A 24,911-nucleotide genomic window follows, 5' to 3' on the forward strand; every position below is an offset into this window, starting at 1 on the left:
ATCGGGACAAGCGAAGTACATATCAAGTTATCGATCCAATGGCAATGAAGCATAAATCCGTCAAATTTTTAATGCTATTAGGGTTATCAACCTACATTCCTAAGACTGTTCTTTCGCAACTGCCGCTTGTTCCAGGAATGGACCAGCATGCTCATAATGAAAAAAGGCTTTTTACAGCCTTTTTTCATTTGTTTTTTGTCCTAAATAATTTTCATCCGAAAAATGCCTTATCCAAGTCTTGATGAAATGCTTCTGCACCCAATTCTAAACGCTTGTTGTAATCACCATTTGCAACAGTGCCAACCAAGTAACGCAGTTGGTTTTTCCCGTCTGTGGCAGCTTCATATATCACTTCTGAAACAGTTTCCGCAGGAGCAAGACTATTGATGACCTCGTCGCTGAAAAATACTTTTTTGAAGCCGTCGAAGAAATCGTCATACGCCGGGTGCTCAGGAATAACCAATGAACGTCCTACGAAATCGGTTTTCGTGGGTCCAGGCTGAACTGTTTTAATTTGAATACCCAAACGGTTTAATTCAAACGCCATACTTTCTGTCCAACCTTCAATAGCCCATTTTGTAGCATGATATAACGAAAAGAAAGGATAAGCGACTAATCCACCAATCGATGAAATTGTAATAAACACACCCCCTTTGTTTTCTCTGAAATGCGGAATAAACTCCTTTGTCACTCGGATAATGCCCAAAAGATTGGTATTTACAACCTGTTCAATTTCTTTGTCTGTCGTCCCTTCCAGCGCGCCAACAGTTCCGTAACCTGCATTATTCAACACAACGTCAATATTTCCCAGTGAAACAGCCTTTTCATATGTTGATTTTATTTGTTCAACATTAGTAACGTCTAACGGAAGCAACGTAATCTTTTCGTATTCCTCTAAATCTGTTACTGTTTGTGGGTTTCGCATTGTTGCAATTACTTTCCAACCTTTGTTTGCAAAATAAATTGCTGTTGATTTTCCTATACCCGATGAAGCACCTGTAATAAAAATTGTTTTTGCCATTGTACTATATATTTTGTTGTTGCAAACTTAGGATGAGAACAACCTTATGTTTTAACAAAAAACAATCACATTATTACAAAAATCAATCAATACGAAACTGCCTTGGTGTTATACCGGTATATTTTTTAAAGAAATTATTGAAATGTGTATTTTCTTTAAATCCTAATGCAAACGCAATTTCAGAAACGTCTTTTTTCGTATGTTTCAAAAGGATTTTTGCTTCAACTAAAATTCGTTCCTGGATAATGACAGACGTTGGTTTATGCAAAACTTCCTGTAATGCTTTGTTTAAATGATTGACGTGAATGGATAATTTTTCTGCAAAATCTGATGCGGAACGTAAAGGAAACGCACCAATATCTTCAACAGGAAACTGACGCTCTAATAATTCTAAAAATTGTGTGGTAATTTTTTGAGAAGCGTTATTATAAAATTGAGAAATAGGTTTAATAGGTTGCAGTTTTTCTGCATTATACAGAAGCTCAAAAACCATAATTCGCATTTTGTCGTATTTGTGCGGGTGCTCAGATGTCCACTCCGTTAACATTTCGGCAAATAATTCCTTTACCCACCTGGCCTGAGTGTCTGTCAATTCAATTATTGGTAAACTCTCGGGTTGAAAAACAGAATAGTCTTTCGGATTGCCGAAATGATGAAAAAAACGCTCTGTAAACACACACGAAACTCCATTTTGCTCATTTCCGATTTGCTCCCAATTATAGGGCACTTGGGGATTTGCAAAAAGCAATGCCTGTTTTTTGATTTCAATAGTTTTATCCGAAAAATGCACTTTATTTACCCCCTGTATCAAGCTTATTTTAAAATAACCTCTGCGACTGTAAGGAATAGGTTTTATACTGCACCCTAACAAATCATTAAAAGCAAACACATTAAAATGCCCGATTTCATTTTGCAAAATTTTTGGAATAGCCTTGAAACGTTCTGTATAAAAATCTTCTAATGTTTCTATATTATTCATTTTTCAAAGATACAAAATTCAAATAATTGAATCATGGTAAGGATAAATAAAAAAGGAAGGAACAATCTACACTTGCAGCTTCCTTTTTTCCTATTAGAAATCACTACTGTCGGATTGTGAGGTTGTTTAAACAGTTAGTAACCGTTCACGGCTTAACGTTCGGACTGGATTTTACCACTAAAGCCAAATACGAACCACTTCGCCCTCCCTGACGACAATATCTTGTTACCAGTGGGGCTTTTGTCGACCGATTGAATGGATGTAAAAGTTTCATAGATACATTTTGTAATAGTGATCAAGGAAATAGCTTGCAAGGTACATTGGGAAAATTGGTACCTCCCTAATAGGATGAATACATTTCATATCCTGATAAACGACAAACGGAAAGGAAGCGCGGGTATCACAACTCTGAAACTTGAAGACCCTCTGGTGGAGAGGAAAGAATTTAGCTAAGAGCTAAATTACTGCAAAGACAATCTGGCATGCAGTATTTACGACAACCAAATCACATTTAATTTTGATACATAAGGGAACGATAAAAGTGAACAACCAGTTGTAGATACATTAATGAATGCGCATGTATTCAAATGATATAGACTATGGATTCGAAATCACTTACTAAGATGGCAAAGTCGCTCAGCGACCCACATCGTCTGCTGCTGCTGAAAGAAATTGCAAAGGGAACAAACAGAGGTTGCGCAGATCTGTATGAATTCGTTCCGATAAGCCAACCATCCATGTCGCAGCACCTGAAATCTCTTACGGAATCCGGCTTGATCGAAACCTATAAAGAAGGACGTAATATGCGCCTGGCTATTAACGACGAAAAGTTGCAGGAGTTGACAAGCTTTCTACAATCCTTGAAATCAAATTAACAGACTCCCGCCCCGCTGATATTAACGGACAGCGGGATTTGTTTTAACCATATGCATAATCGTTTGCTTATATATTTATATGGTTATATACGGTTAGGAGCTCTTAGAATGAAAGAAGGAATTTAGGCATTAAAAATATATTTAAACATTAATAAAGTAGTAATGAAAACAATATATACAGCCGTAGCTACGGCAACAGGAGGCAGAAACGGGCAAGTAAAATCAGATAACGGGGTTTTAGATATCCAGGTTAGAGCGCCCAAAGCTATGGGTGGGACAAATGATGATTACAGTAATCCCGAGCAATTATTTGCGGCCGGTTACGCTGCTTGTTTTGATAGTGCGCTCAGCCATACGATCCGCTTGGAAAAGGTAAAAACCGGGGAAACGTCGGTGACTGCAAAAGTGTCGATCGGGCCTATTGAGAATGGCGGCTTTGGATTGGCAGTAGAACTGGCCGTAAACATTCCGGACGTGTCAATTCAGGAAGCACAGCGGCTTACCGAGCGTGCTCACCAGGTATGCCCTTACTCGAATGCCACCAGAAATAACATTGAGGTAAAACTTACGGCCACGAATGACTAATCAACTCCTCACAGTGAGAAGCGGAAGTAAATGTGGCATTCTTTCCAATCATTGCAACCAAATTGATTGTCAGATTAGAAACCATATCGGAAAGCTGCAACAAGGATACATTACAGGTAAGTGACACAGATTATGGATAAAAATAACATAGCGTATTCTATTTTAGAACTTGCCATTGTCTCGCAAGGGGATACTATAAAACAGACCTTGAATAATTCTTTGGCACTGGCCAAAGAGGCAGAAGCAATAGGCTACAAACGCATCTGGTTTGCCGAGCATCATAACTCTGATAGTGTAGCCAGCAGCGCTACATCCGTATTAATAGGTTACGTGGCAGAAAACACGGATACTATCCGGGTAGGTTCGGGTGGCATCATGCTTCCCAATCACTCGCCTCTTCTTATAGCGGAACAGTTTGGAACCCTTGCTCATTTATATCCAGGCCGCATTGATTTAGGTCTGGGAAGAGCGCCAGGTACGGACCAGGCAACTGCTCAGGCCATCCGGTCAGACTTTATGAAAGCCGCCCATTCGTTTTCCGGAGAAGTGACCAAAATTCAGAATTACTTTTTGCCGGAAAATAAGAATGCCAGTGTAAGGGCAACCGTTGCAGAAGGCACGGGTGTACCGCTGTATATCCTGGGATCGAGTACAGACAGTGCATATCTGGCAGCAGAAAAAGGTCTCCCCTATGCTTTTGCCAGCCATTTTGCATCAACCCATTTACTAAACGCGCTAAGGATCTACAAGCAGGAATTTAAATCCTCTGAGTTTTTGCAGGAGCCCTATACCATCGCCGGAGTAAATGTCTTTGTTGCAGATACGGACCAAGAGGCCCAGGCACTATTTACTTCGTTAATCAGAATGTTTTGGGGCGTATTGACCGGAGCCAAAGACTTACTGCACCCACCAACAGCAATGAGCGGGGAGTTAATGGAAATGTTCCAACATCCTACACTGAATCAAATGCTTAAATATTCCTTTGTGGGAAGCAAACAAACCGTAAAGAATAAGATACGGGCATTTCTGGAAGAAACGGGTGTGGATGAGTTAATAACAGTATCAACCATGTATGAGATCAACGACCGGATAAAATCTGCCCGGTTATTTGCCGAAATCATGAAGGAAATAAATACAGAAAGTAAGTAATGAAAATCAAAAAACAGTTAAAGCTTGCGGCGAATATTGATGGTCCCGGTTGGAATTTTGTGGGTTGGCAACATCCCGATATACCGGCCGATGCCAGCGAAAATATTGATTTTTATATCCAGCAGGCTAAGCTCGCAGAGTCAGCAAAATTTGATACCTTATTTCTGGTAGATGTAAGCCATGTGGGCCCCGGAAATATTCCCCACTACCTGAGTATGTTCGAAGGTGTTTCTGTTATGTCTGCCCTTGCTATGCATACCAAAAATATAGGGCTTTCGGCTACCGTTTCCACTTCCTATGCAGATCCTTACAATGTTGCCCGGCAAATACTTTCGCTGGATAAAATCAGCAAAGGCCGTGCATCCTTAAATGCAATTACTTCAAACCCGGGCGGCATGGTCAATTTCAGCCGCGGGCATCTGGGTAAGGCAGACCAATATCCCATGAATAAAGAATTCATGGAAATCGTGCTGGGACTTTGGGACACCTATGAAGATGATGCTTTCATCCGCGATAAAGAAAGCGGCGTTTTTTTAAACCCCCGCAAAATGCACAAGGTGAATTACCACGGGAAATATTTTTCGGTGGAAGGACCACTAAACCTGAGCCGATCTGTTCAGGGGCGGCCGGTGCTCTACACAGCCGGGATGTCGCAAAAGTTTATTGATCACGCCACAAGCTACACCGACGGTGTGTTTACCCATGGCAATACTGTTGAAGAAGCAGCGGCAATTGCCAGCGCATTAAGGCGTCAATTAATCCAGAAAGGAAGAAGACCGCAGGATTTTATTGTGGCGATCTCACAAAACCCAATCGTTGGCAAAACCGAACAGGAAGCCCGGGAAAAATACAGGGAACTTTTACAATTGATTCCCTACAACAGTTTGCCCCGCCCATTATTTTTTGGTTCAGCCGACAAAGTTGCCGATCAGGTGCAGGAGTGGTATGAGACAGGCGCTATGGATATGCTGATCCTGCGTCAGGACCACCCCCATGGATTGCAGGATTTTATTGAACTGGTCGTACCTATTCTGCAGCAGCGCGGAATATTTCGGACCGAGTACGAGTCTGACACGCTTAGGGGCAATTTGGAACTACCCAGGCCGGCATTCAGAAAAATCTAGGGTTCTCATGCAGAATCAGCTGGAAGGCAGAACCAAAAGGCTGCCTGCAAAAAACTAAACTATTCACTTTACACCAACCAGGTAGCGTGCAAACTGCTAAAAAATAGAAGAGCCGAAGACTTTCCGGCAATTAGTGAGCTGTTACATTACTTATAATTTTATGGAAAAATCAGCATTTGACATCCCGAATCTTGAAAATAGTACCCACCTTACTTTTTCACAGGTACTTCGTTTAAGAAGATCCTGTCGTGGTTTTTTAGAAACACCAGTGCCTGATCAGATGATTACTTCCGTATTGGAAGATGCAAAATTGGCACCATCCAACTGCAATACCCAGCCCTGGGAAACGCATATCGTTTCGGGAAACAAACTCAAAGAACTCTCAGAAGCGCTCCTAAAAGAGAACAATGCTGAAAGGTTTTCGCCCGATTTCAGCTTTGATCTGGGTGATTATCACGGCCGTTACCAGCAGCGTCACTTCAATCTGGGTAAGGCCATGTATGAAGGATTTGGCGTTGAACGGGATGACAAAGAAGGCCGCAGAGAAGTTTCAGATCTGAATTACAAGTTCTTCAATGCCCCACATCTTGCTATTCCCTTTATGCCCTCATTTGGCGACAATGTGCGTATGGGTGGCGATATAGGCATGTATGGCCAGACATTTCTTTTATCTCTTACAGCGCACGGACTTGCCGGTATCCCGCAGACATCGCTGGGCTTTTTCGCAGGAGTCATCAGGGAAATACTGAATGTGCCAGGCGAGCTTAAAATGCTATTTGGAATATCCTTCGGTTATGCCGACGAGGATGCGCCAGGTAATTCGTTCAAATTAGGAAGGGATCCCATTACCAGCAGTGTCACTTTTCATCAATAATATATAGTATAAAGTCAAAAAGAGCAGCAATAGAAAAATGCTCATCGATTTAAATTCGGGCACCGTAGCAATATGGAATTGACCCAAGGGTTTGAAATAAAAATTATTAGTAACAAAAATAAGAAAACATGAAGATAGGAATCGTAGGAACAGGTGCCATAGGAAGTCTTTTAGCCCAAAAGTTTTCTCAGGCAGGCCACCAGGTAAAAGTAACCAATACCAGGGCAATGCCTGAACTGGAAAAAATAGCTGCCGGTCTGGGAGTAGCAGCAGCCACTATACAGGATGTAGTCAAAGACGTGGATGCCATCATCTTCTCAATGCCCTTCAATGCTTACAAAGACCTGCCAAAAGACTTATTAAAAGAAGTACCACAGGATGTGGTGGTAATGGATACTTCAAACTATTATCCGTTCAGGGATGGCGAAATTAACGAATTAGAGCAAATATCTGAGAGTGAATATATTTCCGGGATATTAAATCGTCCGCTTGTTAAGGTGTTCAACAATATGCTGGAAGGCACCTTAAAATACAAAGGCAAACCGGCCGGCGCGGAAGGAAGGGTGGCAATTTCAATAGCGGGTGATAACCAGGAACACAAAAAGATAGTTACTCAACTGGTTGATATTACAGGTTTTGATACCGTTGATGGCGGAAGTCTGGCCGAATCATGGAGACAGCAGCCCGGCACGCCCGCGTATTGTACTGAATTAGGTGAAGCCGAATTAAAACAGGCACTTGCTGATGCTGAAAAAGGAAAAGCCCCTGCAATCCGCGACTTCATCATGGACAATCTGAGGAAAATGGACTCCTGGCCTTCATACGAAGAAATTTTAGCTGGTAACCGTTTACATGAGATGGGCAAAAATTAGCCTATTCACCAACCCAGATGACTTTAGTGCTCACAGGCAGCAATGGCTGACCTGTGAGCAAAAGTATATTTACGCTTTTTGATTAGCCGAGCTTATTAGCACATCTTTATGCTCCATTAAATACTCCCGGACTGTTTTTGCGGGCCTACCGAGGATATAGGGAATATCATTTTGAACCATCGACATGTAAGACATTCTTCCATCCAGCATTTGGCTGACAAATTCGATGTTTGCACTTGCATACCAACTGTCCGCACCGTTAGCTATCCATGCTTCAATCAGTTGCTTAAATTCTTCAAGGCCTTTTTCTTCGCATTTGATTTCAAGTCCGGTTACCTCACTGATAAGCTGGGCGATTTCCTTTCCATTATGGCTCTCTACACTCAACCAATAATCTTTACCAGCGTGCCGCTGGGGGCCGTCCACAAGAACCTTTGCGGCAACCGCAGCTATATCACTTGAAGCAATATAACCTACCCTTCGATCTTCCCAGTAAGTAGTGTAGGTGAAGTTCTTTGGCAGGTAAGCACCTGTAATGGCCTCCATAAACATATTCGGATGAAGGTGTGTCCAGGCAATACCGCTGGCTTCAATATACTTTTCGATCATCTGGTGCCAGGCAAAATGCGCATCGGTGGTGTCCCACTCAGCGAAAACACCCACATGCACGATATGGCTAACGCCTGCCTTCTTTGCAGCATCCACCAATGTTTTACTCTGTGTGAGCATGGCAACCGTGTATCCGGTTAGCAAAAAGACCCGGTCAACACCGGCAAGGGCAAGCGCGAATGTCTTCGGGTCATCAAGATCCAGGTATTTGCAGTCCTTTCCTTCACGGGTAAGCTGCTCTACTTCCTGCTGTTTGCGTGAGGTGATCCGCAGGTTAACAGCTTTGCCTTCAAGATCTTTTACAACCTGACTACCGATCGTCCCGCTAGCGCCCAAAACAAGGACCGTCGGATATTGATTATTTTCCATTTGAATTTGAATTAAAAAGTAGTATAAATTTAATTTCGGCTCGTAGTGCCATAAGTGTATTTTAAGGCATCCCGTCTGTAAAGCCGGTAGCAATGCCAAGAAGCAGGCAAAAGCTCTAAAAGGATCCTATCTTTAATAGTATATGGCCAGCAGGTAGCTTTTAAGGCCAAGGCAATGGCGACGCCAGAGGAAATGTATAGACATAGGAGAAAAATAAAAAATTAATAGATAATTATAAGTTGATGTATTAGGGCAAAAAAATTTGTGATGATTGCAGGCTGTTAGTGATACTTATTGATCACTGGTGTTAGCCTAAAACAAACAGTTAAACACATAAGCAACAATTGATACAAATAGGCAAAAAAAAGCCACTCTGGTGGCTTTTGGGAAAACACGGTTTGAGCTAACGTAAAGAGCGCAAAAAGTCTTCCAGTTCTTGCACTTTCTCTTCAACAATAGCAACTTTCATGTAACGTCCTTCCTTGCGGGATTCTACCAGACCGGCTTCTGATAATGCCTTCAAATGCTGGGACATAGAAGGTTGACTAATCGGTACAAATTCAAATAAATCAGCACACCCCTTATTGGTACCCTTTGCTATTTCCTGTAATAATGCTAGCCTGGTAGGGTCACTGAGCGATTTGGCCAGTTTAACAAGTGATTTACTATCCATGCTATTCTATTAAATTTTTATTGAATACATGCGCATTTATTGATGTCTTAACCAATCTGGTTATCGGATGGTTCAGATTACATGTTATTTTTTACCGATTGGGGGGATAACGCCACTTGAACCAGGCGCAAGTGAAGTCTGATAAGTCATCTTCTGTGAAAGCAGCGGTTGGCACCTACTAAATAAAGACCGCATATGATAAGCAGTAATGCTGGCTGCAACAATTCCTACCCAAACTCCACAGAAAACCACTTTAACCCAATATTTACCTTGCATCTATCTAAATATTAGTTAGTTAAAACACAACAAGAACAACATAAAGAAGTACAGAAAAAACACCGTTTTGGGGTATACATAACCGATGGTTAATGAGACTGGTTTAAGCCGTTTACCAGCAAATCTTAATCGAAAGGCTTCCAAGTCGGATCTTTCAGTTCATCTTTTAATGGCGATCTGGTTTGGTTGATCTTCTTTTTATCGCAAGCACCGAACACCAAAAAATTGCGCTGACCTGCTTTCAAAGAAACTGAGTTTGTGCCACCTTCATATTCCGGATTATCGTTTTGAACAGGATCAGTCTCCCAAAAACAAACCGGGCAAATTTCATAAATACTTTCACTGGCCTTTTCTGCCAGGCTTTTGTAGCCGCAGCACGGACATGTATACATACTCTGGGAAGTTTTGCAAATTTCTTGTTGATCTTCAACCTGCTGGATTTTGTCCATTCTAATATTATGTAGATGATCTCAGAAAATGCTCTTTCGTGAGACTGACGTGGACTGTTCTCCATCCACCGGGATTTAGTATCAACAGCCTGACATTGTGCGAAACCTGGCCATCCGTGTGAATAAAACTCATGTTGAAATTGATAATAGTGATGCTTTCAGACAGAAGCACCTATCCAATCGGCGGAAGAGGTAATCCTTAATCTTTTAATGGCGTTTTCTCATTAAAATGACTAGCTAGATATTTTCCCGTTTGACTTGCTGGTTCCCCGGCAACAGTTGCTGGCGGACCGCTTACAACGATTTGCCCGCCTTCATCTCCTGCACCTGGGCCAACGTCAATCACCCAGTCGCTGTTTGCAACAACGTGCATATCATGTTCGATTACAATGACCGTGTTTCCCTGATCAACCAACTTATTGAGCTGGACTAGTAAATTGTCCACATCGGAAGGATGCAGTCCTGTTGTGGGCTCGTCAAGAATATATAACGTATTCCCATGCTGAGCCCGTTGCAATTCGGTGGCCAGCTTTATTCGCTGCGCCTCACCACCCGAAAGCTCGGTAGCCGGTTGCCCAAGACGCAGGTATCCCAGGCCAACCTGACGAACGACATCCAGCGCGCGGTTGATCTGAGGTTCGGACATAAAAAAGTCAAATGCCTCATCCACAGTCAGGGAAAGTACCTGGGCAATATTTTTGTCATTATATGAAACTTCCAGCGTCTTTTCATTATAACGACTTCCATGACAGGTTGGACATGGCGTATATACGCTGGGAAGAAACAAAAGCTCAACCATGACAAAGCCCTCGCCTTCGCAGTTTGGACAACGACCTTTTGCGACATTGAAAGAAAAACGACCTGCGTCGTATTTTCGACTCTTTGCCATTTTGGTATTGGCAAACAATTTACGGACATGATCAAACAAGCCTGTGTAGGTGGCCAGATTTGACCGGGGTGTACGTCCTATGGGTTTTTGATCTACCGGTATTAACCGGCGGACATGATTCATCCCTTCTGAGATATACCCGGTAGTCGTTTTCGGGCTTTCTGTTTGAAGAAGATTATCTTCCTGATCTTCTGTGATTGTTATTTGCTGTCCCAATTTCTCCAAGACAAGCTCTACCAGCGCCTGGCTGATCAGACTACTTTTCCCAGAACCCGATATGCCGGTGACACTGGTCAATACGCCTAATGGAAAGTCGGCATCAACATGCTTTAAATTATTCCGGCTTATGTCTCTTAGTCGCAGCCACCCTTTTGCCAATCTTTCAGACTTTTGGTTCTGATCTATATTAAACAGATATCGTCTTGTAACGGACCGGTCGACCTTTTCCAATCCCTGTAACTGACCACTGTAAAGTATTTCACCTCCCCTCTCACCCGCGCCCGGTCCGACATCGACTATCCAGTCGGCGTGGCGTATGATTTCGATCTCGTGCTCGACAACAAAAAGTGAATTTCCAGCTGCTTTTAAGCGGTCTAGCGCCCGGAGCAGTGATTGTGTGTCGGCAGGATGAAGGCCTGCCGATGGCTCGTCGAGTACATATACCACGCCAAAAAGATTGGAATGTATCTGAGTCCCCAGCCGCAGGCGCTGTAATTCTCCCGGCGAAAGTGTTGGGGTGCTTCTTTCTAGGGTCAGATACCCAAGTCCGAGATCAATCAGAACATCCAGGCGGGATAAAAGATCCTGACCAATACGTTGAAGCACCAATGCCTTTTCGGGATGTTTCTGATTTAAGCCATCACTTTTGGTTTTTAGAGATGAAAATATAATTTCACGTAAATTACTGATATTGAGCCGATAAAATTCCGCAATATCCATTCCGGCAAATTTCACAGATAGAGGTTCGGGACGCAGGCGCTTTCCATGGCAGACGGGACACTGCGCGCTGAGCATAAATTTCGACACGCGCTTTTTCATCGCCTGGCTTTGTGAATTGGCAAATGTTTGCATCACATACCGTTTGACGCCGGTAAAAGTACCCATATAGCTAGGTTCCATTTTTCGCGCCAGGGCTTGATGAACCTGTGCCATAGTAAGTCCGGAGTAAACCGGGACAACCGGCTGCTCCTCCGTAAACAAGATCCAATCCCTGTCTTTTTTTGCTAGGTCACGCCAGGGTATGTCCACATTGTAACCAAGCGTCATCAATATTTCCCGCAGGTTCTGGCCCTGCCAGGCGGTGGGCCATGCTGCGATGGCTTTTTCCCTGATCGAGAGTGAATCATCGGGCACCATTGAATGCTCTGTCACTTCATAGACAACCCCCAGGCCGTGGCATTCCGGACAGGCGCCTTCCGGGGTGTTTGGTGAAAACGATTCTGCGTAAACGATCGACTGGCCGGCAGGATAATCTCCCGCCCTCGAATAAAGCATCCGGATCAGATTTGAGGTCGTTGTGACGCTGCCCACAGATGATCGTGTGCTGGTCGCTCCCCGCTGCTGCTGCAAAGCGATAGCCGGAGGAAGACCATCAATGCTGTCGACCTGAGGAATGGACATTTGATTGAAAAGCCGTCTTGCGTACGGAGAGACTGACTCCAGGTAACGGCGCTGCGCCTCGGCATACAAGGTTCCGAAAGCAAGCGATGATTTACCAGAACCCGAGACACCGGTAAATACGACCAGTGAACCTCTTGGAACATCGAGATCCACATTTTTAAGATTATTCTCTTTGGCCCCTCGTACTTTAACAAAGTCCGATGCAGGTAGCGATGGTGATTCTTTTGACATTGGATCTGGGATAAAATGCACTTGAAAAAAAATAATCCCAGAGCTTTGGTCGACGTTTTTCTGGAGTTCGTGTTAAGTAAATCTCGCTAATTTATTTGATGCCAGTGCTATCAGATCTCAAAGTAATTAAGGTTGGCGATTCACTGAATAATACGAAAGGTCCTAAAAGCAAGGATGGGACATCGGAAATACAATCCTGCAAAGGACTATGTCGATATCTTGGTCAGAAACTCTTGTGAAATTAAATTCAGTATCCACCTGATTCACGTTTCAGATTGGGTGATTTTGGACTACACCATCAAAACCGATCCATCTCACCGAATCTCACCGGAAGGTTTGTCCACCGGTATATACCTTATCGAGTTAGGCTTTGAAAATAAAACCATAGCCAGGCAGTTCCAAAATAAATAAATGCACAATTCTGTTGATAGCAGGCCAGGCATCTATTGAGATGGGAGTTTCAAGATGATATAAAACCAGATCACACAAACTCCCCCTTCTGAAACAAAGGCAGACGTACCGCACCGGATATTTTTACTTCTGAACCAATACCAGGAGTATAATCCCAAAGATTAACGCTTAAACTAAATACCATCCCATCATAAGGATGTATTAATTTCATTTAAATTAATCAAACAGTTATGGTAAAATTGGCAATTCTGGCAAGGCTCGAAGCTAAGCCAGGTAAAGAACAAGACGTCGCGGACTTTCTCAAAAGTGCCTTGCCTTTGGTGATGGAGGAAGCAGGTACCATCAACTGGTTTGCCCTGCAAATAGGTCCTTCCACATTCGGAATTTTCGACACATTCGAAACTCAGGAAGGCAGGGCGGCACATTTAGGAGGCGAGATCGCCAAAGCATTGATGGCAAATGCGCCGGACCTGCTTGCAGTTGATCCGGTCCTTGAAATGGTCGACTTACTGGCAGTCAAGTAAAACATTGAGTATTACCCTTCATAATAATTAAGCTTAGGCTCTTCATAGAAAATATGATGCTCGTCACGGGCATTTTCCAGGATGAGCTTAATATAAGTCTATATAATAATCGGATTCCCCAACTACTAAATGGTACTGCTGCCCTATGAAAGCAAAGCCTTTGCCCAACTCAAGTAAAAATTGAGTGATGTGATGAGTCAATTGAATTTCTATATCCTGCTCCTTAACCTTTGGGCCGAGACTTAAAAAATCAAATACATATGGATCTTTCAAGGTTTGGCGCGCTAAATCTGAGAAAGGTTCAGGTAAGGTAGCTTTAAAATTAATCACCGATGCACCGGTCCGAGTGTACAGATTGGATTTAAGTTGCATTGCCAAGACGTCCCTACTCCAGCCATTCTCGAGAGTCCTCTGCAAGTAAAAAACTGCCTGCTGCAAATTGTTACACTTCGTGAATATGAGGATGTCATGACCCCATGGTATTTGCGTAACCAGCTTATGGGATAATTGGTCAACAGGTTGTTGACCAATTGACTCTGTGTAAAAAGAATAGAATATTTTGCAGTATTTTAAATTTGAAGATGACAATCCTTTAATATCAGTAAAATCATCTTTTAAATCCTTTGACAGAGTTTCTATTGGGCGCATTTCAGAAGTTCGCTTAAAGAGCTTCTGAAGGTTGAAATATTTAAAACTCCTAAAGTATGATTTCAAGTAAGCGATCTTTTCAATAAAACGAATAATTTTACAGATATGACCCGCGAAGAATTACATGCATTGGTAGATGCTCAATATGATAAACTAACTGATTTACAGTCAGAAAAGACCTTTTATGCCTATGAGGCGGGTTTCGACTAGGCGTCCCCGTAAAAGTATGGACTGAGTTGGGTGGGCAAGTGATGCAGGCTACCTTAAAAAAGGGTGCGTCTACGGATAAGCGAAAAAAAACTTCTGTCAAACCCGATTCGGTAGATTAGAGCTATCCAAAACACATCGCTACAAGGCCAAAACGAACGGCTTTTTCATAAGTCCTTATCTTCAAAATTTGATGGCACTCGCCGGGGTGAGCCCGAGCCGCGGATGTGTACTCAAAATCAAATGAATTATTAAATGCTTTCTTGGGTATTAATATATCTGAAAGTCAGGTGTATAGAGTAACTGATTACTTGGGTAATGCAGTTGCCGAAGATGTATTGGCTGAGATCAAACATCCAAAGTTGAACAGCACTGAAAGGATATATGCTTCAATGGACGGCAGTATGATTCAAATGGATCAAGGATGGCAGGAGGTCAAGCTTGGCCGCATTTTCAGAGAGGATTGTAGGTTAAAAAACGGTACGAAAGAGCAGGGTGAGATACGTTATAAACTTGATGAGTCTTCTTACAGTGGTCATTTAGGGTCTTACACCCATTTTATACCAAAATTTGAAGCCAGCTTAGGTACTTACAAAGATTGTAAAGACCGATTGGTATTTATTACAGATGAAGCACAATGGATACATAACTACCTGACTAATAGATTTCCCAATGCAACCCACATCCTTGATTATTATCATGCAGTGGAACATTTAACAGATTTTGCAAACTCACATTTTACGGACATAGCCAGACGCGAAAAATGGGTTAAAGCTCAAAAAGGCGAGTTGCTGGAAGGTTCTGCTCAGAATGTTCTGGATAATATAGCGAAGCTTAGAAAGCTGTCAAAAAACGTGAAGAAACAACGAACAAAGCTTCTGGAATACTATAAAAATAACGTTGATAGAATGGATTATAAGTCATTTCGCAGTCAAGGACTTATGATAGGGAATGGCCCGATGGAAGCCGCGCATAGGACTGTCATACAAACTAGAATGAAGCGTAGTGGGCAACGATGGACTCCCAAAGGAGCTCAGTCTATGCTAAACCTGAGGGTGCTCAGAGAAAGTAATCGCTGGAGTTGTGTTACACAAGCATTAAGCCATGCTGCGTAGAACTGAAATGCGCCCTTGCGTACTTACATAACGACGTATGGTATAACGAGAATAAACATGCCTCCCTAGTCGCAAAAAGTAAGCATATTGTGATGATTCGCAACACAAAAACGGGTGTCGCCCAGCTTGGCATGCTGGGGCAACTCGACCGTATTAAGTAAATCCATGCCTATCACCCAGGGAGATTTGGCGGATAAATACCTGATTCATGTTGTAAATAGCGTCCGGCAAAACACTTTAAGGTAAGCATTGTATTGGTATATCAGAATTAAGGCCAGAATCACGACCTAACATTAAAATAGTGAATTTTTAATGTTAGGTGGAAAATTATTTGACCTATCACATTTTTGGGAATGGAATAACAACTAAACATCAAAGGTTTGCATTTCTCGAATGATTTTGCTGATCACCACCTCCGGTAGCTGTTGTGCGTGAAGCTGCTCCTTCCAGAATTCAGCTACGGATTGAACCTGCGAGATAATACCTTTCGGATTTTTAATCGTAAACTTTTCAGCTATGCTCAGCAGGTCTTTTAACAGGATATCCGATCTTTTGCCATTAATGGACAAAACGCGGTTATTTCGGATAACGTTTATCATTGGATTCAGTGAATAGGTCAGATCGTAAGCCGGAGCCAGTTGCCATAAGTTCTGTTGCTCATCATATATAAAGGAATGGTTCTTTAAGTGGTCATCAAAGTTTGCATAGATGACATTAAATATCATTCTTAGGTAAAGCTGACTGATTTCACTGTGGGTAAGCTTAAGGTGCAGGGCGAGCCTGAACAAATTCTCATAGCTAGAATTACGGGGATCGCCGGAGTAAGCCCACCCTGTCATACCCGTTGCAGTGAGAATATGTTTTTTTCTTCCATCCTGCCGGTCAAATCGCCGTGTGGCAAAATGTTTTCCGTCGATCATGTGCGTATCCATCATATTAATTCCAGCCTCAGACGCTGTCAGATAATAAGCAAATTCTATAGCCTCACGGCTATAGGCAAGATCTTCTGCAATAGATAATTTTACCAGGTAATGGTTATAATCATAGGAATATTCCAGGTCTCCCGGAATGATCTGATGCGTCTGCTTATGCTCAGAGATTAAAACTTTTGGGCGTGCGCCACCCGCAGAAGTCCCGATCTTAAAAATATTCAGAAGTGAGGAGCTGCTAAGTCCTTGCTGCTTTATATCTGCCTTACTGGACAACACCTGCTCCAAAACCCGGATAATTTCGTCAAGATTAATGGTAGTGTCCTTGGGAATAACTTTGCTGGGATAATATTCAAGTGCCCCCATGCCCCTGTTGGAAACATAAGAGAGCTGCTCGATCACAGTTATTTTTTCAAAGTCTTTTTGATGAGCATCCATCCATGCTTTAAAAATGGTATTACCAAACATGTCCGGCAGTGAGTCCGCAATCATCGGAGGCAGACCCCGGAAATTGTCATGATCAAAGCCGCGGAATACCTGTGGCTGAGCGATACGCTTGATGATATTTGGAAAAATATTGCTGTACCTGCCGCTTTTTAAAAAATCGGGGTTGTACTGAAAGCTCGAACGGCGCTGGTTTTCATCATAACCCACCTTCCCTATTTCCTCACCAAAAGCATGTACAGCAACAATATCGTTTCTGGCCATTGGTTCAGTATAAGTTTTTTACATCCTTGTCCTCAATACATTCAGCAACAAAACCGTCAAACTTTTCAAGCATATCAAAGTGCTGCAGGACTTTCAGAAACGTATCCAGGGTTACATTCTTCGGTCGTTCCAGATTTTGGATTGTAATACGGGACATATCCAGCTGATCAGCAAGTTGATCCTGAGTTAGTCCTTCGAATTTTCTCAAAACCCTGCTCAATTCTGCAAGGTGAGTTTTTACATCATGAATCGTTAAACTGTCCAGCATGATATATTTGCATATTATGATATGCAAATATATCAATATTTTGTAAATTTGATTATTATAATATGCTTTTTTTAGTTTTTAAAATTGCAACAATAAATACATATTATAATATGCATTTATTGTCCATTTGCCTACAATGCCTATTATATTAATCATTAGTTAACTATAAGCATTAACCGGTTAGTTTATGTCAACGGATAGGTAGGACTTTTGCATCTTAGCCTAAGTCATTTCAGAGGCTTCAGCTCAGAACAGGCAGCCATTTTTAAAAACGCAAAATGGTAGAAATGTAAACCAGTACCTAAACATTCAGAACAATTGCCGTAACCAACAGAAAAGTTATAATGCTGTAACTTTCTGGAACATGAGGAAAAATTTTTGCGTACTGAGACGAATATTTCCAGAAAGCTGTAAAAATCTTCTAAACCATTCCTGGCTAAGAACCAAATCTATCTCTTTGACAATTTCCGGATAAATATTTCTTGTCACAAATGTTGACAAAATTTGTGACAAGAAATCAAATACTACGAACGTATATAATACTGAACGACAGATCACTATGGATCAAAGTGTCGGAGTTGTCTTATATTTTAATTGCGTCAACACCAACCTGACAGTATCGAACCCATTTGCAAATGATAATGATGGGTGCCATTAAGGAAAAGATTAGAGGGACTATACTCATTTCAACCGAACTTAAAAGTTACTTGTTAACAACTGATGAACGTGGGGCATACACCGGGTAAATCAGGCCTTATAAACTGAGCTCAGCAAAATGTATAATATGGTATACGAATACCAAGTTGCTCATTGAAATTTAAACACAGTGATGTAATTTGACGTATCGTTAAGTGAAAACCTACCCCCCTGAGTTAACCTTCCAGGTAATATTATTCCGTTATACGCTTATTGTTCAGACATAACTTTCACTAGTCGGTCACCTGGAAAAAACCTTTGGCTACATGAATGAAGGCCTGCAGTTTTTTAGGAACTGCCAGATCATCCGCTTTGGACATACTCAGCACCTCCTCAGCCCTATCTCCCTTGGATACAAGATCGACCCAATCCGGATTGATGATCAGTGCATGCCCCACAGCCACCAAAGATAATCCCATGTTTATTGCTTCAACAGCATCATCGGCTTGTTTGATACCTCCGGCAGCGACTACAGGAATTCTCTGATTGACGTGATCGAGTATCAATTTTAAAATAGTGGTATCTGCGTCTTGTCCATCCATTGGTTTTTGGTAGAGCAAACTGAATAATGAAACGTGCAGGTAATCAATTCCATACTCTATCAATCTGTCGATAAATGGGAACGTATCTTTTACCCTGTAACTTTCCTGCTCTTCCGGAGAAATTCTGAAACCTACCAGAAATGGCCTGTCTGCATACGTTTTGATAACCTGCTGAACCTGTTTTATCACAGCCAGAGCAAAGTTCATACGTTTTTCAGTAGATCCGCCCCAATGGTCAGTCCGCTGGTTATAATATGGGGAAAAGAAATTCTGCAACAGAAATCCGTGGGCCCCGTGCAGCTCTATTCCGTCGAATCCTGCTTGAATTGCTCTTCTGGTCGTTTCCCCGAAAGCGTTTATCATTTCAAGAATTTCATCATGGGTAAGTTCACGTGACACCACCCCTCCCTGGTAAAATGCGGATGGCACCAATGCAACGGCACTTGCACTGACAGGAAGCTTGTCAGGGGTCAGATCCAGGACAGCTTTGTTTCCTGCATGATAGATCTGAAGTATGGCCGGAGCACCACCTTTTTTTGCAGCAGCCGCCAGTCTTTCCAGGCCTGGCAAAAAAGCATCATCATAAGAAGCATATTCATTATGGAATCCAATACCATTTGCAGCTACCCTCGTGCAGCCTGTAATCACCACTCCCACACTTCCGCTGCGGGCCTGATAATGTCTGATTTCATCGTCTGCTACGGTATAATCATCATTGCTTGCCCAGGTTGTCATGGGGGCCATCGCAATCTTGTTTTTGGTCTGGATTCCATTTTTAAAAGCAAAAGCTTCGAATAATTGATTGGTTTGCGTACTCATTATAAATTTTTATTTAGAATTACGTGTTTTGATAATCTGTCTACTACCTTCATCCCAGGGCGCAAGCATAGCTAACCCCAGTTGACTGCAGGTAAAAAAATCTGAAAAAAGAAAAAAATTAATTTAAGTTATTGTCTCTGAAAACATTGGGAGGCACCCCGACCTCTTTTTTAAATAGTCTGGCAAAATAATTAGCGTTTTCAAATCCAAGAGAAAAGGAGATCTCGGATATATTCATTTTACCCTCGGTCAAAAGATTTTTAGCCTCCTTAATCAAATGAATATGGATCAGTTCAAGAGCGGTTTTGCCGGTTTCCTGTTTTAAAAGGTCACTCAGATAACGCGGAGAGACATTAAACTTGTCTGCCATATAAGATACCGTCGGAAGTCCTGAATGATGAAGCTTATTTTCATTGTAATATGCATCAAGCAATTGCTGAAATCTGCTGGCATAAGCGCTGGTGGTCTGGATTCTGTTGATAAACTGCCTTTTGTAAAAGCGTTGTGAATAGGCCAGTAAAGTTCCCAGATGAGCAAGCAGAATCTGTTTGCTGTAATCATCTGTGTTATTGTATGTTTCCTTATGCATTGTACGAACCAGACTCCAGATTGTTTCTTCTTCGCCGGGCGACAGATACAAAGCTTCATTGGTTTCGTAATCAAAATAACTGTAACTTTTAATCTCTTTAAACAAAGATGTACCTGCCAAAAAATCTTCCTTGATAGTAATCAGAAAGCAGCCATCTTCCGATTTTACATTCTTAAAAGTAACGGTCTGATGGGGTTTGAAGAAAATCATCCTACCCCTTCCATGGTCGAAATCTTTTTTACCGTACCTGATGTTTCCTGAGATACATTTCAGAAATGAAATGATATAGAAATCAGCTGTAAAAACAATATCATCGATATTCCCGTCGCTTTTGTGGCCAAAAGTGATACCAAACAATGGATGTTCAGGGATATCGACTCCAATATCTGTGCTGAAACTGGCTATGTCATCATAATGTTTCATTGCTGATCTATCAGTTATTTACAGTACAAATCTCGGACTTTCAAATAACACAGCAGGGATACAAAAGTAGTATGTTGTAGCACATTTTTACGAGGGTGGCTTTTTGAGAAAATACAAGAGTCAATAGCTTGCAGCAAATACAACGTGCTGGGGGACCCTAGAACTGTAGTATTCAGCTATCATCCTTACAGTCAACACCTATGCTGATATTTTTCAGGTGCTCTTCAAAGGCCTGATAAACATGATTTAAACTCCTGAGACCGGTACCATCAAAATGAGCAAGCCTATCCTTTAAATTCAAGGAAGTAAGCCCATGCAAAAAACTCCAGAATTGCAGCGATCCAGTTAACGGATCACTGTAGGTGATTAATTTTTGAGCCAGACCTTCCTCTATTGTACTCTGCATTATTTCAAAGGTATGCTGAAAATTACCCCACGGTTGATTTGGCGCTATGGCATTCATTGGGAAATGCAGCAAGAACATCAGATCATATTTTTCAGGATTTTCAATAACAAAATCGATATATGTTCTGCCCAGGCTGTTTAATCTGCTGACCGACCTTTATTCACATCAACGGACTGTAGGGCTTTGTGCAGGCTTTCAAATGCAAACTCCTGCATATCGTAGAAAATCAGATCCTTGCTTGGGTAATACAGGTAAATGGTTGTTGGGCTGTAATCTGTCTTTTTCGCAATTTTACGTATCGTTGTAAAATTCAAGCCTTTCTTCCAATACAAGTCATGCGCGGCATCAAGAATTAATTTTAACAAATTATGCCAAAGAACTTACCGCACACTTCGTAGCCTTGGACGGGCGACCTTCTTTCTGTTTTTGCCCCACCAAATGTAAAACCCGGTGACAGGTAATGTCGAGCAAGCCAGGGCCGCAAAGAATGAGATAATTTTACCAAACAGACCCAAATACGCTCCCGTATGCAGGTCAAAATTGAGTTGATAGGCCTTATCACCATTGTTAAGGTTTTGAAAGGAAGTATTGGAAAGCAATTTTCCTGAATAACGGTCGTATACGATCAGCAGGCGGTCGAAGCGATTCCAGTCCTTCTTATAAACCAGTGTGTTTATGGTAGACGCAGCTTTGACTGGTAATAATACCATGTACGCATACGCATCCGGATAGTGCGCGGCAGTGGTAGTGAATGCCTTATCCAACCCGGAAACAGTTTGTGTCTGCAATGTATCTGAGACCAAAAGAGGTGACTTTTCTATATTTCTTCCAGCATTCGCAACAAAACGGACAGAATTCTGCATCCAGTCAAATGCCCAGACAAGCCCTGTCAGCGAGGTCAATAGCAGTACAAAAAAAGCGTAGAGTCCAAGTATCTGATGCAGGTCATAATTGAGTCTTTTCCATTTTGCGCTCCATTTAATAGTGAAATTATTCTTAATGCTTTTAAGCTTCCATTTCTTGGGGAACCACAGAATAAAGCCGGAGAGTAGCACAATCACAAAGCTGAGCACAGAATAACCGACAACATAATGGCCTATCTTTTCTCCGAAAAGCATTCGCATATGCAACGCAAGCACAAGCTGAAAAAACTCATTTTTTGAATCTTCAACATAAATGACCTTTCCGGAGTATGGATTGATGTATACCCGGTAGTAGTATTCAAAATAGTCCCAGTGGGTCAAGCCGTCGGGGTTATTCTTCTGCGACCTGAATGTAACGGAACGGTCCGGTGAATTGGCTATCTCTATCCTGGTGATGATTTTGTCGTTTCCAAGTGTTTGCTGGGCAATGCCCAGTAACCGGGTCAGGGGGAGTTTTTCCTTATTTTCTGGCGTAACAAACAAGCGCTCACGGTAAACTATGGGTTTGAGCTCGTCGACAAAAGCATAAAGACAGCCGCTTACGGCAATCAAAAACACAAAAAGCCCGGAGACAACTCCGAGCCATAGGTGTAAAAAGCTGACCACTTTTTTTAATTTCATATTTACTAAAAGCGGTACCCTACCGTTAGATTAAATCTGCGCCCGTTTCCTCTCCGGTAATCAATGGCTGTGCCGTAAAACTGTGCAATAGACGGATAATAAACCGTATTAAGCAGGTTTTCAATACCCAGATCGGCTTTCAGGTTTTCCGTGACTTTGTATCCCAAAGACAAATTGAACGTATTGTAAGATTCGATTGGCCCCTCACCGATTGGATATACGCCTTTTTCATTGGGTTTAAACCTGTCTCTTTTTCCTACATACAACCAGTTCAGGTCAGCATTAAACTTGCCCTTATTGTAGCGGGCGTAGGTCGCAATTTTTGCCGGCGTAATGCGGTTAGAATTTAGGTATTTATCTGTCGGGCCGTTAAAATTTCCGTCACCGTCCTTATCCCCTTTACCCTCTACAAAAGCATAATTGCCTCCCACCACAAGGCCGGTAGTTACCTGATAATCAACCTGCATCTCATAGCCCCAAACCCGCTCCGGTAATCTTTCCGCCACGTATTTTCCATCCACCAGAAGCAGATTGGAACCCAGTTTGGATGTACTGTAATAATAAGCGGCCGACACGCTCAACGGCCCTAGTGCACTGCTGAAACCAACTTCATAGTTGTTTACAATGATCGGTTCTGTCTGCAGACCGGCCACCGTGTTTTCGTTTGCAGCCCTTAATATTCTGCCCAGATCGAAAATAGAAAATGATTGTGAATAGCTAACGAAAGGATTGAAGCGTTTGAATTTTGAATACCGAAGTCCTGCATTAAATACAAAAGCGTTATAATCCAGCTTTCCGCCCGTTACGTCAATGCTTCCTGCGCCGCCGGGACCGGTAGCCAAAGTGGCATAATCAGCAATATTCATTTTGATATTTTCAGCACGCAAGCCCGTTTTCAGATTCAGGTAATTAAACCACTGCGTGGTAAGCTGCGCATAAGGTGCCAAATTGTTCATACTGATGCGCGGTACCCACACGCGGCCGTCGACCAGGTTTTGCTCCGTTTTATCATTTAATATATCCACGCCATAGGTCACATCTCCCGATAGCTTGGAGGATATCGCAAAAGGCGTATTCAGGTTGAGTCTGAATCCTTTCTTGGTTGAAATAATAGCTGATTGCCCGCTGCCAAAAAATGATTCTGAATTTGAATAAACCGTCCAGAAATCCTGCAGATATACATTAGCAGACAAAGAAGTCCGGCCAAAAATATTCTTGTTGGTGTACTGGATATTGGCATTGTGATTGTAGCGGGTACCCTCGTCAATTCCTTTGCGAATTCCCCACACACCAATTGCCGGAGATTGTCTATAAACCCCTGCTTTGGCAATGTAAGCCGAATGCTGGTTGGAGCTGTAATAGTTATACATGGCCTCTATGCGCTGGGAACCATTAAAATTGTAACCCACCTTCGCAAATGCATTGTATATTTTGGTTTCACCCAGCCCGTAATCGGGAGATATCACCAGTCCTTTCGGATCGCGGTAAACACCGGTTTTCTCGTACATCCCGCTAACCACATAATCAAACCTGGCTATACGTCCGTACAATTGCTGTGAAGCACGGAAGCCCAGCGTGCTGTCTCCCCGGGTATTTCCTGTAAGACTTAACTGGCTGTACCCACCGATTTTCTGATCTGTTTTTGGTGTCTTCGTAATGTAGTTAATCAGTCCTCCATCCGCACCGTTTCCGTAAATCGCAGTGGCGCCTTTAATGACCTCCACCCGCTCGACCACCGACGGATCAATTGTACGGATATCCCGCCCTCCGGCTCTGAGCGGAGTTGATTGTGGTATGCCATCAATCAATACCAGCAGGTTACGCCCCCGCAATGTTTGTCCTGAATTGCCGGTCTGATTGGTAGATGCTCCCAAACCGGGAACCGAAAACGCAAGTATGTTGGCAATATTAGGACTTATGGTAGAGAGCGCGCTGATCTCTTTGGCATTTACGACTGTCACAGATGATGGCGTTTCAGCCAGCGACTCCACCCTGCGCCCTGCGGAAACAATGACTTCGTCAAGTTGGGACGAACTTTCTTTTAGTTCGAAATCCAGGTTTTGTTCCCTGTCCGAATCGAGTGTAATGTTTTTATCCTGAATCGTATACCCGATGAATGAAGCTCTGATTGAAACATTTCCTTTGGGCAAGTTACCAAGCCGGTAAATTCCGTCACCGTTTGCAGTAGTACCTATATTGGTACCTTTTACAATGACTGAAGCAAACGGAACAGGCTGCTTGTTGTTATCCTTTACCGTACCCCTGACAACTCCCGACACGGGTTGGGCAATAACGAGGTTGAAATAACAAATAGAAGCGGCAAAGAATAGTATTAGTTGTAATCTTGTTTTCATTAAGCGAACGTTATTTTCGCGCAAACATAAGACTATTTATACTAATTAAAAATAAATTTAATATTTGTCTTTGGATACATGAACTGCACCTTTTGTATTGAACAAACTGCGACTGCGTATTGAAACTAATCAG

25 protein-coding genes are annotated in these 24,911 nt (G+C 42.3%); 9 read left to right on the plus strand and 16 right to left on the minus strand.

Going from position 1 to position 24,911, the window contains the following annotated elements:
• Nucleotides 1-211: 211 nt before the first annotated feature.
• Both DSL64_RS02145 and DSL64_RS02150 read right to left on the minus strand, forming a co-directional pair.
• Entirely contained in the window at nt 212-1,021 is an 810-nt protein-coding gene (locus tag DSL64_RS02145; RefSeq protein ID WP_115828983.1) for an SDR family oxidoreductase, read from the minus strand.
• An 82-nt stretch (nt 1,022-1,103) separates the two neighbouring features.
• Nucleotides 1,104-2,000 (minus strand): helix-turn-helix domain-containing protein, encoded by an 897-nt coding sequence (locus DSL64_RS02150; RefSeq protein ID WP_115828984.1) that lies wholly within the window; start codon nt 1,998-2,000, stop codon nt 1,104-1,106.
• Between the two features lie 599 nt (nt 2,001-2,599).
• Here DSL64_RS02150 and DSL64_RS02155 point away from each other — a divergent pair.
• The 6 genes from DSL64_RS02155 to DSL64_RS02180 all read left to right on the plus strand — a co-directional run bounded on the left by DSL64_RS02155 (nt 2,600) and on the right by DSL64_RS02180 (nt 7,479).
• Nucleotides 2,600-2,875: an ArsR/SmtB family transcription factor gene (locus tag DSL64_RS02155; RefSeq protein WP_115828985.1), complete on the plus strand. Its 276-nt coding sequence runs from the start codon at nt 2,600-2,602 to the stop codon at nt 2,873-2,875.
• Between the two features lie 162 nt (nt 2,876-3,037).
• Nucleotides 3,038-3,460: an organic hydroperoxide resistance protein gene (locus DSL64_RS02160; protein WP_115828986.1), complete on the plus strand. Its 423-nt coding sequence runs from the start codon at nt 3,038-3,040 to the stop codon at nt 3,458-3,460.
• A 132-nt stretch (nt 3,461-3,592) separates the two neighbouring features.
• The gene (locus DSL64_RS02165) at nt 3,593-4,609 is read left to right on the plus strand and encodes an LLM class flavin-dependent oxidoreductase (RefSeq protein WP_115828987.1); all 1,017 of its coding nucleotides are present in this window, start codon (nt 3,593-3,595) and stop codon (nt 4,607-4,609) included.
• The gene (locus tag DSL64_RS02170) at nt 4,609-5,733 is read left to right on the plus strand and encodes an NtaA/DmoA family FMN-dependent monooxygenase (protein WP_115828988.1); all 1,125 of its coding nucleotides are present in this window, start codon (nt 4,609-4,611) and stop codon (nt 5,731-5,733) included. Before DSL64_RS02165 ends, DSL64_RS02170 begins: the two co-directional genes overlap by 1 nt.
• 160 nt (nt 5,734-5,893) lie before the next feature.
• Nucleotides 5,894-6,607, plus strand: coding sequence for a nitroreductase (locus tag DSL64_RS02175; protein WP_115828989.1), 714 nt, complete (start codon nt 5,894-5,896; stop codon nt 6,605-6,607).
• 128 nt (nt 6,608-6,735) lie between these two features.
• Nucleotides 6,736-7,479, plus strand: a complete 744-nt coding sequence (locus DSL64_RS02180) for an NADPH-dependent F420 reductase (protein ID WP_115828990.1) — start codon at nt 6,736-6,738, stop codon at nt 7,477-7,479.
• 69 nt (nt 7,480-7,548) lie between these two features.
• Here DSL64_RS02180 and DSL64_RS02185 read toward each other — a convergent pair whose 3' ends face one another.
• From DSL64_RS02185 to uvrA, 4 genes are all read right to left on the minus strand, one after another.
• Nucleotides 7,549-8,457, minus strand: a complete 909-nt coding sequence (locus DSL64_RS02185; RefSeq protein WP_115828991.1) for an NmrA family NAD(P)-binding protein — start codon at nt 8,455-8,457, stop codon at nt 7,549-7,551.
• A 403-nt stretch (nt 8,458-8,860) separates the two neighbouring features.
• Nucleotides 8,861-9,130, minus strand: coding sequence for an ArsR/SmtB family transcription factor (locus tag DSL64_RS02190; RefSeq protein ID WP_115828992.1), 270 nt, complete (start codon nt 9,128-9,130; stop codon nt 8,861-8,863).
• A 401-nt stretch (nt 9,131-9,531) separates the two neighbouring features.
• Nucleotides 9,532-9,855, minus strand: coding sequence for a CPCC family cysteine-rich protein (locus tag DSL64_RS02195; protein ID WP_199539314.1), 324 nt, complete (start codon nt 9,853-9,855; stop codon nt 9,532-9,534).
• 199 nt (nt 9,856-10,054) lie between these two features.
• Nucleotides 10,055-12,595, minus strand: a complete 2,541-nt coding sequence (uvrA, locus tag DSL64_RS02200; RefSeq protein ID WP_115828993.1) for an excinuclease ABC subunit UvrA — start codon at nt 12,593-12,595, stop codon at nt 10,055-10,057.
• Between the two features lie 174 nt (nt 12,596-12,769).
• Between uvrA and DSL64_RS29655 the strand changes: the two genes are divergently transcribed.
• The gene (locus tag DSL64_RS29655) at nt 12,770-13,006 is read left to right on the plus strand and encodes a T9SS type A sorting domain-containing protein (RefSeq protein ID WP_115828994.1); all 237 of its coding nucleotides are present in this window, start codon (nt 12,770-12,772) and stop codon (nt 13,004-13,006) included.
• Between the two features lie 70 nt (nt 13,007-13,076).
• Here the strand turns inward: DSL64_RS29655 and DSL64_RS28885 are convergent, their stop codons facing one another.
• A complete protein-coding gene (locus tag DSL64_RS28885) occupies nt 13,077-13,217 on the minus strand; it encodes a hypothetical protein (RefSeq protein ID WP_158547846.1) in 141 nt (46 codons plus the stop codon).
• Between the two features lie 19 nt (nt 13,218-13,236).
• Here DSL64_RS28885 and DSL64_RS02210 point away from each other — a divergent pair, with 19 nt between their 5' ends.
• A complete protein-coding gene (locus tag DSL64_RS02210; protein ID WP_115828995.1) occupies nt 13,237-13,530 on the plus strand; it encodes a putative quinol monooxygenase in 294 nt (97 codons plus the stop codon).
• 87 nt (nt 13,531-13,617) lie between these two features.
• On the opposite strand, the gene DSL64_RS02215 is transcribed toward DSL64_RS02210, so the two are convergent.
• On the minus strand, nt 13,618-14,178 hold the full coding sequence (locus DSL64_RS02215; protein WP_115828996.1) for a PDDEXK nuclease domain-containing protein: 561 nt from the start codon (nt 14,176-14,178) through the stop codon (nt 13,618-13,620).
• A gap of 434 nt (nt 14,179-14,612) precedes the next feature.
• Between DSL64_RS02215 and DSL64_RS02220 the strand changes: the two genes are divergently transcribed.
• Nucleotides 14,613-15,500 (plus strand): UPF0236 family transposase-like protein, encoded by an 888-nt coding sequence (locus DSL64_RS02220; protein ID WP_115828997.1) that lies wholly within the window; start codon nt 14,613-14,615, stop codon nt 15,498-15,500.
• Between the two features lie 365 nt (nt 15,501-15,865).
• Here DSL64_RS02220 and DSL64_RS02225 read toward each other — a convergent pair whose 3' ends face one another.
• From DSL64_RS02225 to DSL64_RS02260, 8 genes are all read right to left on the minus strand, one after another.
• A complete protein-coding gene (locus DSL64_RS02225; RefSeq protein WP_115828998.1) occupies nt 15,866-17,137 on the minus strand; it encodes a type II toxin-antitoxin system HipA family toxin in 1,272 nt (423 codons plus the stop codon).
• Nucleotides 17,138-17,141: 4 nt separating this feature from the next.
• Nucleotides 17,142-17,405, minus strand: a complete 264-nt coding sequence (locus DSL64_RS02230; RefSeq protein ID WP_115828999.1) for a helix-turn-helix transcriptional regulator — start codon at nt 17,403-17,405, stop codon at nt 17,142-17,144.
• 929 nt (nt 17,406-18,334) lie between these two features.
• On the minus strand, nt 18,335-19,462 hold the full coding sequence (locus tag DSL64_RS02235; RefSeq protein WP_115829000.1) for an NADH-dependent flavin oxidoreductase: 1,128 nt from the start codon (nt 19,460-19,462) through the stop codon (nt 18,335-18,337).
• Nucleotides 19,463-19,580: 118 nt separating this feature from the next.
• Nucleotides 19,581-20,474, minus strand: a complete 894-nt coding sequence (locus DSL64_RS02240; protein ID WP_115829001.1) for a helix-turn-helix domain-containing protein — start codon at nt 20,472-20,474, stop codon at nt 19,581-19,583.
• Between the two features lie 172 nt (nt 20,475-20,646).
• Nucleotides 20,647-21,012: a TetR-like C-terminal domain-containing protein gene (locus DSL64_RS02245; RefSeq protein ID WP_115829002.1), complete on the minus strand. Its 366-nt coding sequence runs from the start codon at nt 21,010-21,012 to the stop codon at nt 20,647-20,649.
• 5 nt (nt 21,013-21,017) lie between these two features.
• Entirely contained in the window at nt 21,018-21,245 is a 228-nt protein-coding gene (locus tag DSL64_RS02250) for a TetR/AcrR family transcriptional regulator (RefSeq protein WP_115829003.1), read from the minus strand.
• Between the two features lie 15 nt (nt 21,246-21,260).
• Nucleotides 21,261-22,424, minus strand: a complete 1,164-nt coding sequence (locus DSL64_RS02255) for a PepSY-associated TM helix domain-containing protein (protein ID WP_115829004.1) — start codon at nt 22,422-22,424, stop codon at nt 21,261-21,263.
• A 5-nt stretch (nt 22,425-22,429) separates the two neighbouring features.
• The gene (locus DSL64_RS02260; protein WP_115829005.1) at nt 22,430-24,778 is read right to left on the minus strand and encodes a TonB-dependent receptor; all 2,349 of its coding nucleotides are present in this window, start codon (nt 24,776-24,778) and stop codon (nt 22,430-22,432) included.
• Nucleotides 24,779-24,911: the final 133 nt, after the last annotated feature.

This window comes from Dyadobacter luteus (assembly GCF_003383615.1).
Lineage (GTDB): Bacteria > Bacteroidota > Bacteroidia > Cytophagales > Spirosomataceae > Dyadobacter > Dyadobacter luteus.

Excerpts from the sequence above, each read along its gene's own strand:
- DSL64_RS02210 (WP_115828995.1), top strand. The coding sequence starts at position 13,237 with ATGGTAAAATTGGCAATTCTGGCAAGGCTCGAAGCTAAGCCAGGTAAA.
- DSL64_RS02260 (WP_115829005.1), bottom strand. The coding sequence starts at position 24,778 with ATGAAAACAAGATTACAACTAATACTATTCTTTGCCGCTTCTATTTGT.
- DSL64_RS02175 (WP_115828989.1), top strand. The coding sequence starts at position 5,894 with ATGGAAAAATCAGCATTTGACATCCCGAATCTTGAAAATAGTACCCAC.
- DSL64_RS02170 (WP_115828988.1), top strand. The coding sequence starts at position 4,609 with ATGAAAATCAAAAAACAGTTAAAGCTTGCGGCGAATATTGATGGTCCC.
- DSL64_RS02180 (WP_115828990.1), top strand. The coding sequence starts at position 6,736 with ATGAAGATAGGAATCGTAGGAACAGGTGCCATAGGAAGTCTTTTAGCC.
- DSL64_RS02195 (WP_199539314.1), bottom strand. The coding sequence starts at position 9,855 with ATGGACAAAATCCAGCAGGTTGAAGATCAACAAGAAATTTGCAAAACT.
- DSL64_RS02185 (WP_115828991.1), bottom strand. The coding sequence starts at position 8,457 with ATGGAAAATAATCAATATCCGACGGTCCTTGTTTTGGGCGCTAGCGGG.
- DSL64_RS02160 (WP_115828986.1), top strand. The coding sequence starts at position 3,038 with ATGAAAACAATATATACAGCCGTAGCTACGGCAACAGGAGGCAGAAAC.
- DSL64_RS02155 (WP_115828985.1), top strand. The coding sequence starts at position 2,600 with ATGGATTCGAAATCACTTACTAAGATGGCAAAGTCGCTCAGCGACCCA.
- DSL64_RS02225 (WP_115828998.1), bottom strand. The coding sequence starts at position 17,137 with ATGGCCAGAAACGATATTGTTGCTGTACATGCTTTTGGTGAGGAAATA.
- DSL64_RS02230 (WP_115828999.1), bottom strand. The coding sequence starts at position 17,405 with ATGCTGGACAGTTTAACGATTCATGATGTAAAAACTCACCTTGCAGAA.
- DSL64_RS02240 (WP_115829001.1), bottom strand. The coding sequence starts at position 20,474 with ATGAAACATTATGATGACATAGCCAGTTTCAGCACAGATATTGGAGTC.
- DSL64_RS28885 (WP_158547846.1), bottom strand. The coding sequence starts at position 13,217 with ATGAAATTAATACATCCTTATGATGGGATGGTATTTAGTTTAAGCGTT.
- DSL64_RS02150 (WP_115828984.1), bottom strand. The coding sequence starts at position 2,000 with ATGAATAATATAGAAACATTAGAAGATTTTTATACAGAACGTTTCAAG.
- DSL64_RS02215 (WP_115828996.1), bottom strand. The coding sequence starts at position 14,178 with ATGCGCCCAATAGAAACTCTGTCAAAGGATTTAAAAGATGATTTTACT.
- uvrA (WP_115828993.1), bottom strand. The coding sequence starts at position 12,595 with ATGTCAAAAGAATCACCATCGCTACCTGCATCGGACTTTGTTAAAGTA.
- DSL64_RS02235 (WP_115829000.1), bottom strand. The coding sequence starts at position 19,462 with ATGAGTACGCAAACCAATCAATTATTCGAAGCTTTTGCTTTTAAAAAT.
- DSL64_RS02255 (WP_115829004.1), bottom strand. The coding sequence starts at position 22,424 with ATGAAATTAAAAAAAGTGGTCAGCTTTTTACACCTATGGCTCGGAGTT.
- DSL64_RS02165 (WP_115828987.1), top strand. The coding sequence starts at position 3,593 with ATGGATAAAAATAACATAGCGTATTCTATTTTAGAACTTGCCATTGTC.
- DSL64_RS02145 (WP_115828983.1), bottom strand. The coding sequence starts at position 1,021 with ATGGCAAAAACAATTTTTATTACAGGTGCTTCATCGGGTATAGGAAAA.
- DSL64_RS29655 (WP_115828994.1), top strand. The coding sequence starts at position 12,770 with ATGGGACATCGGAAATACAATCCTGCAAAGGACTATGTCGATATCTTG.
- DSL64_RS02190 (WP_115828992.1), bottom strand. The coding sequence starts at position 9,130 with ATGGATAGTAAATCACTTGTTAAACTGGCCAAATCGCTCAGTGACCCT.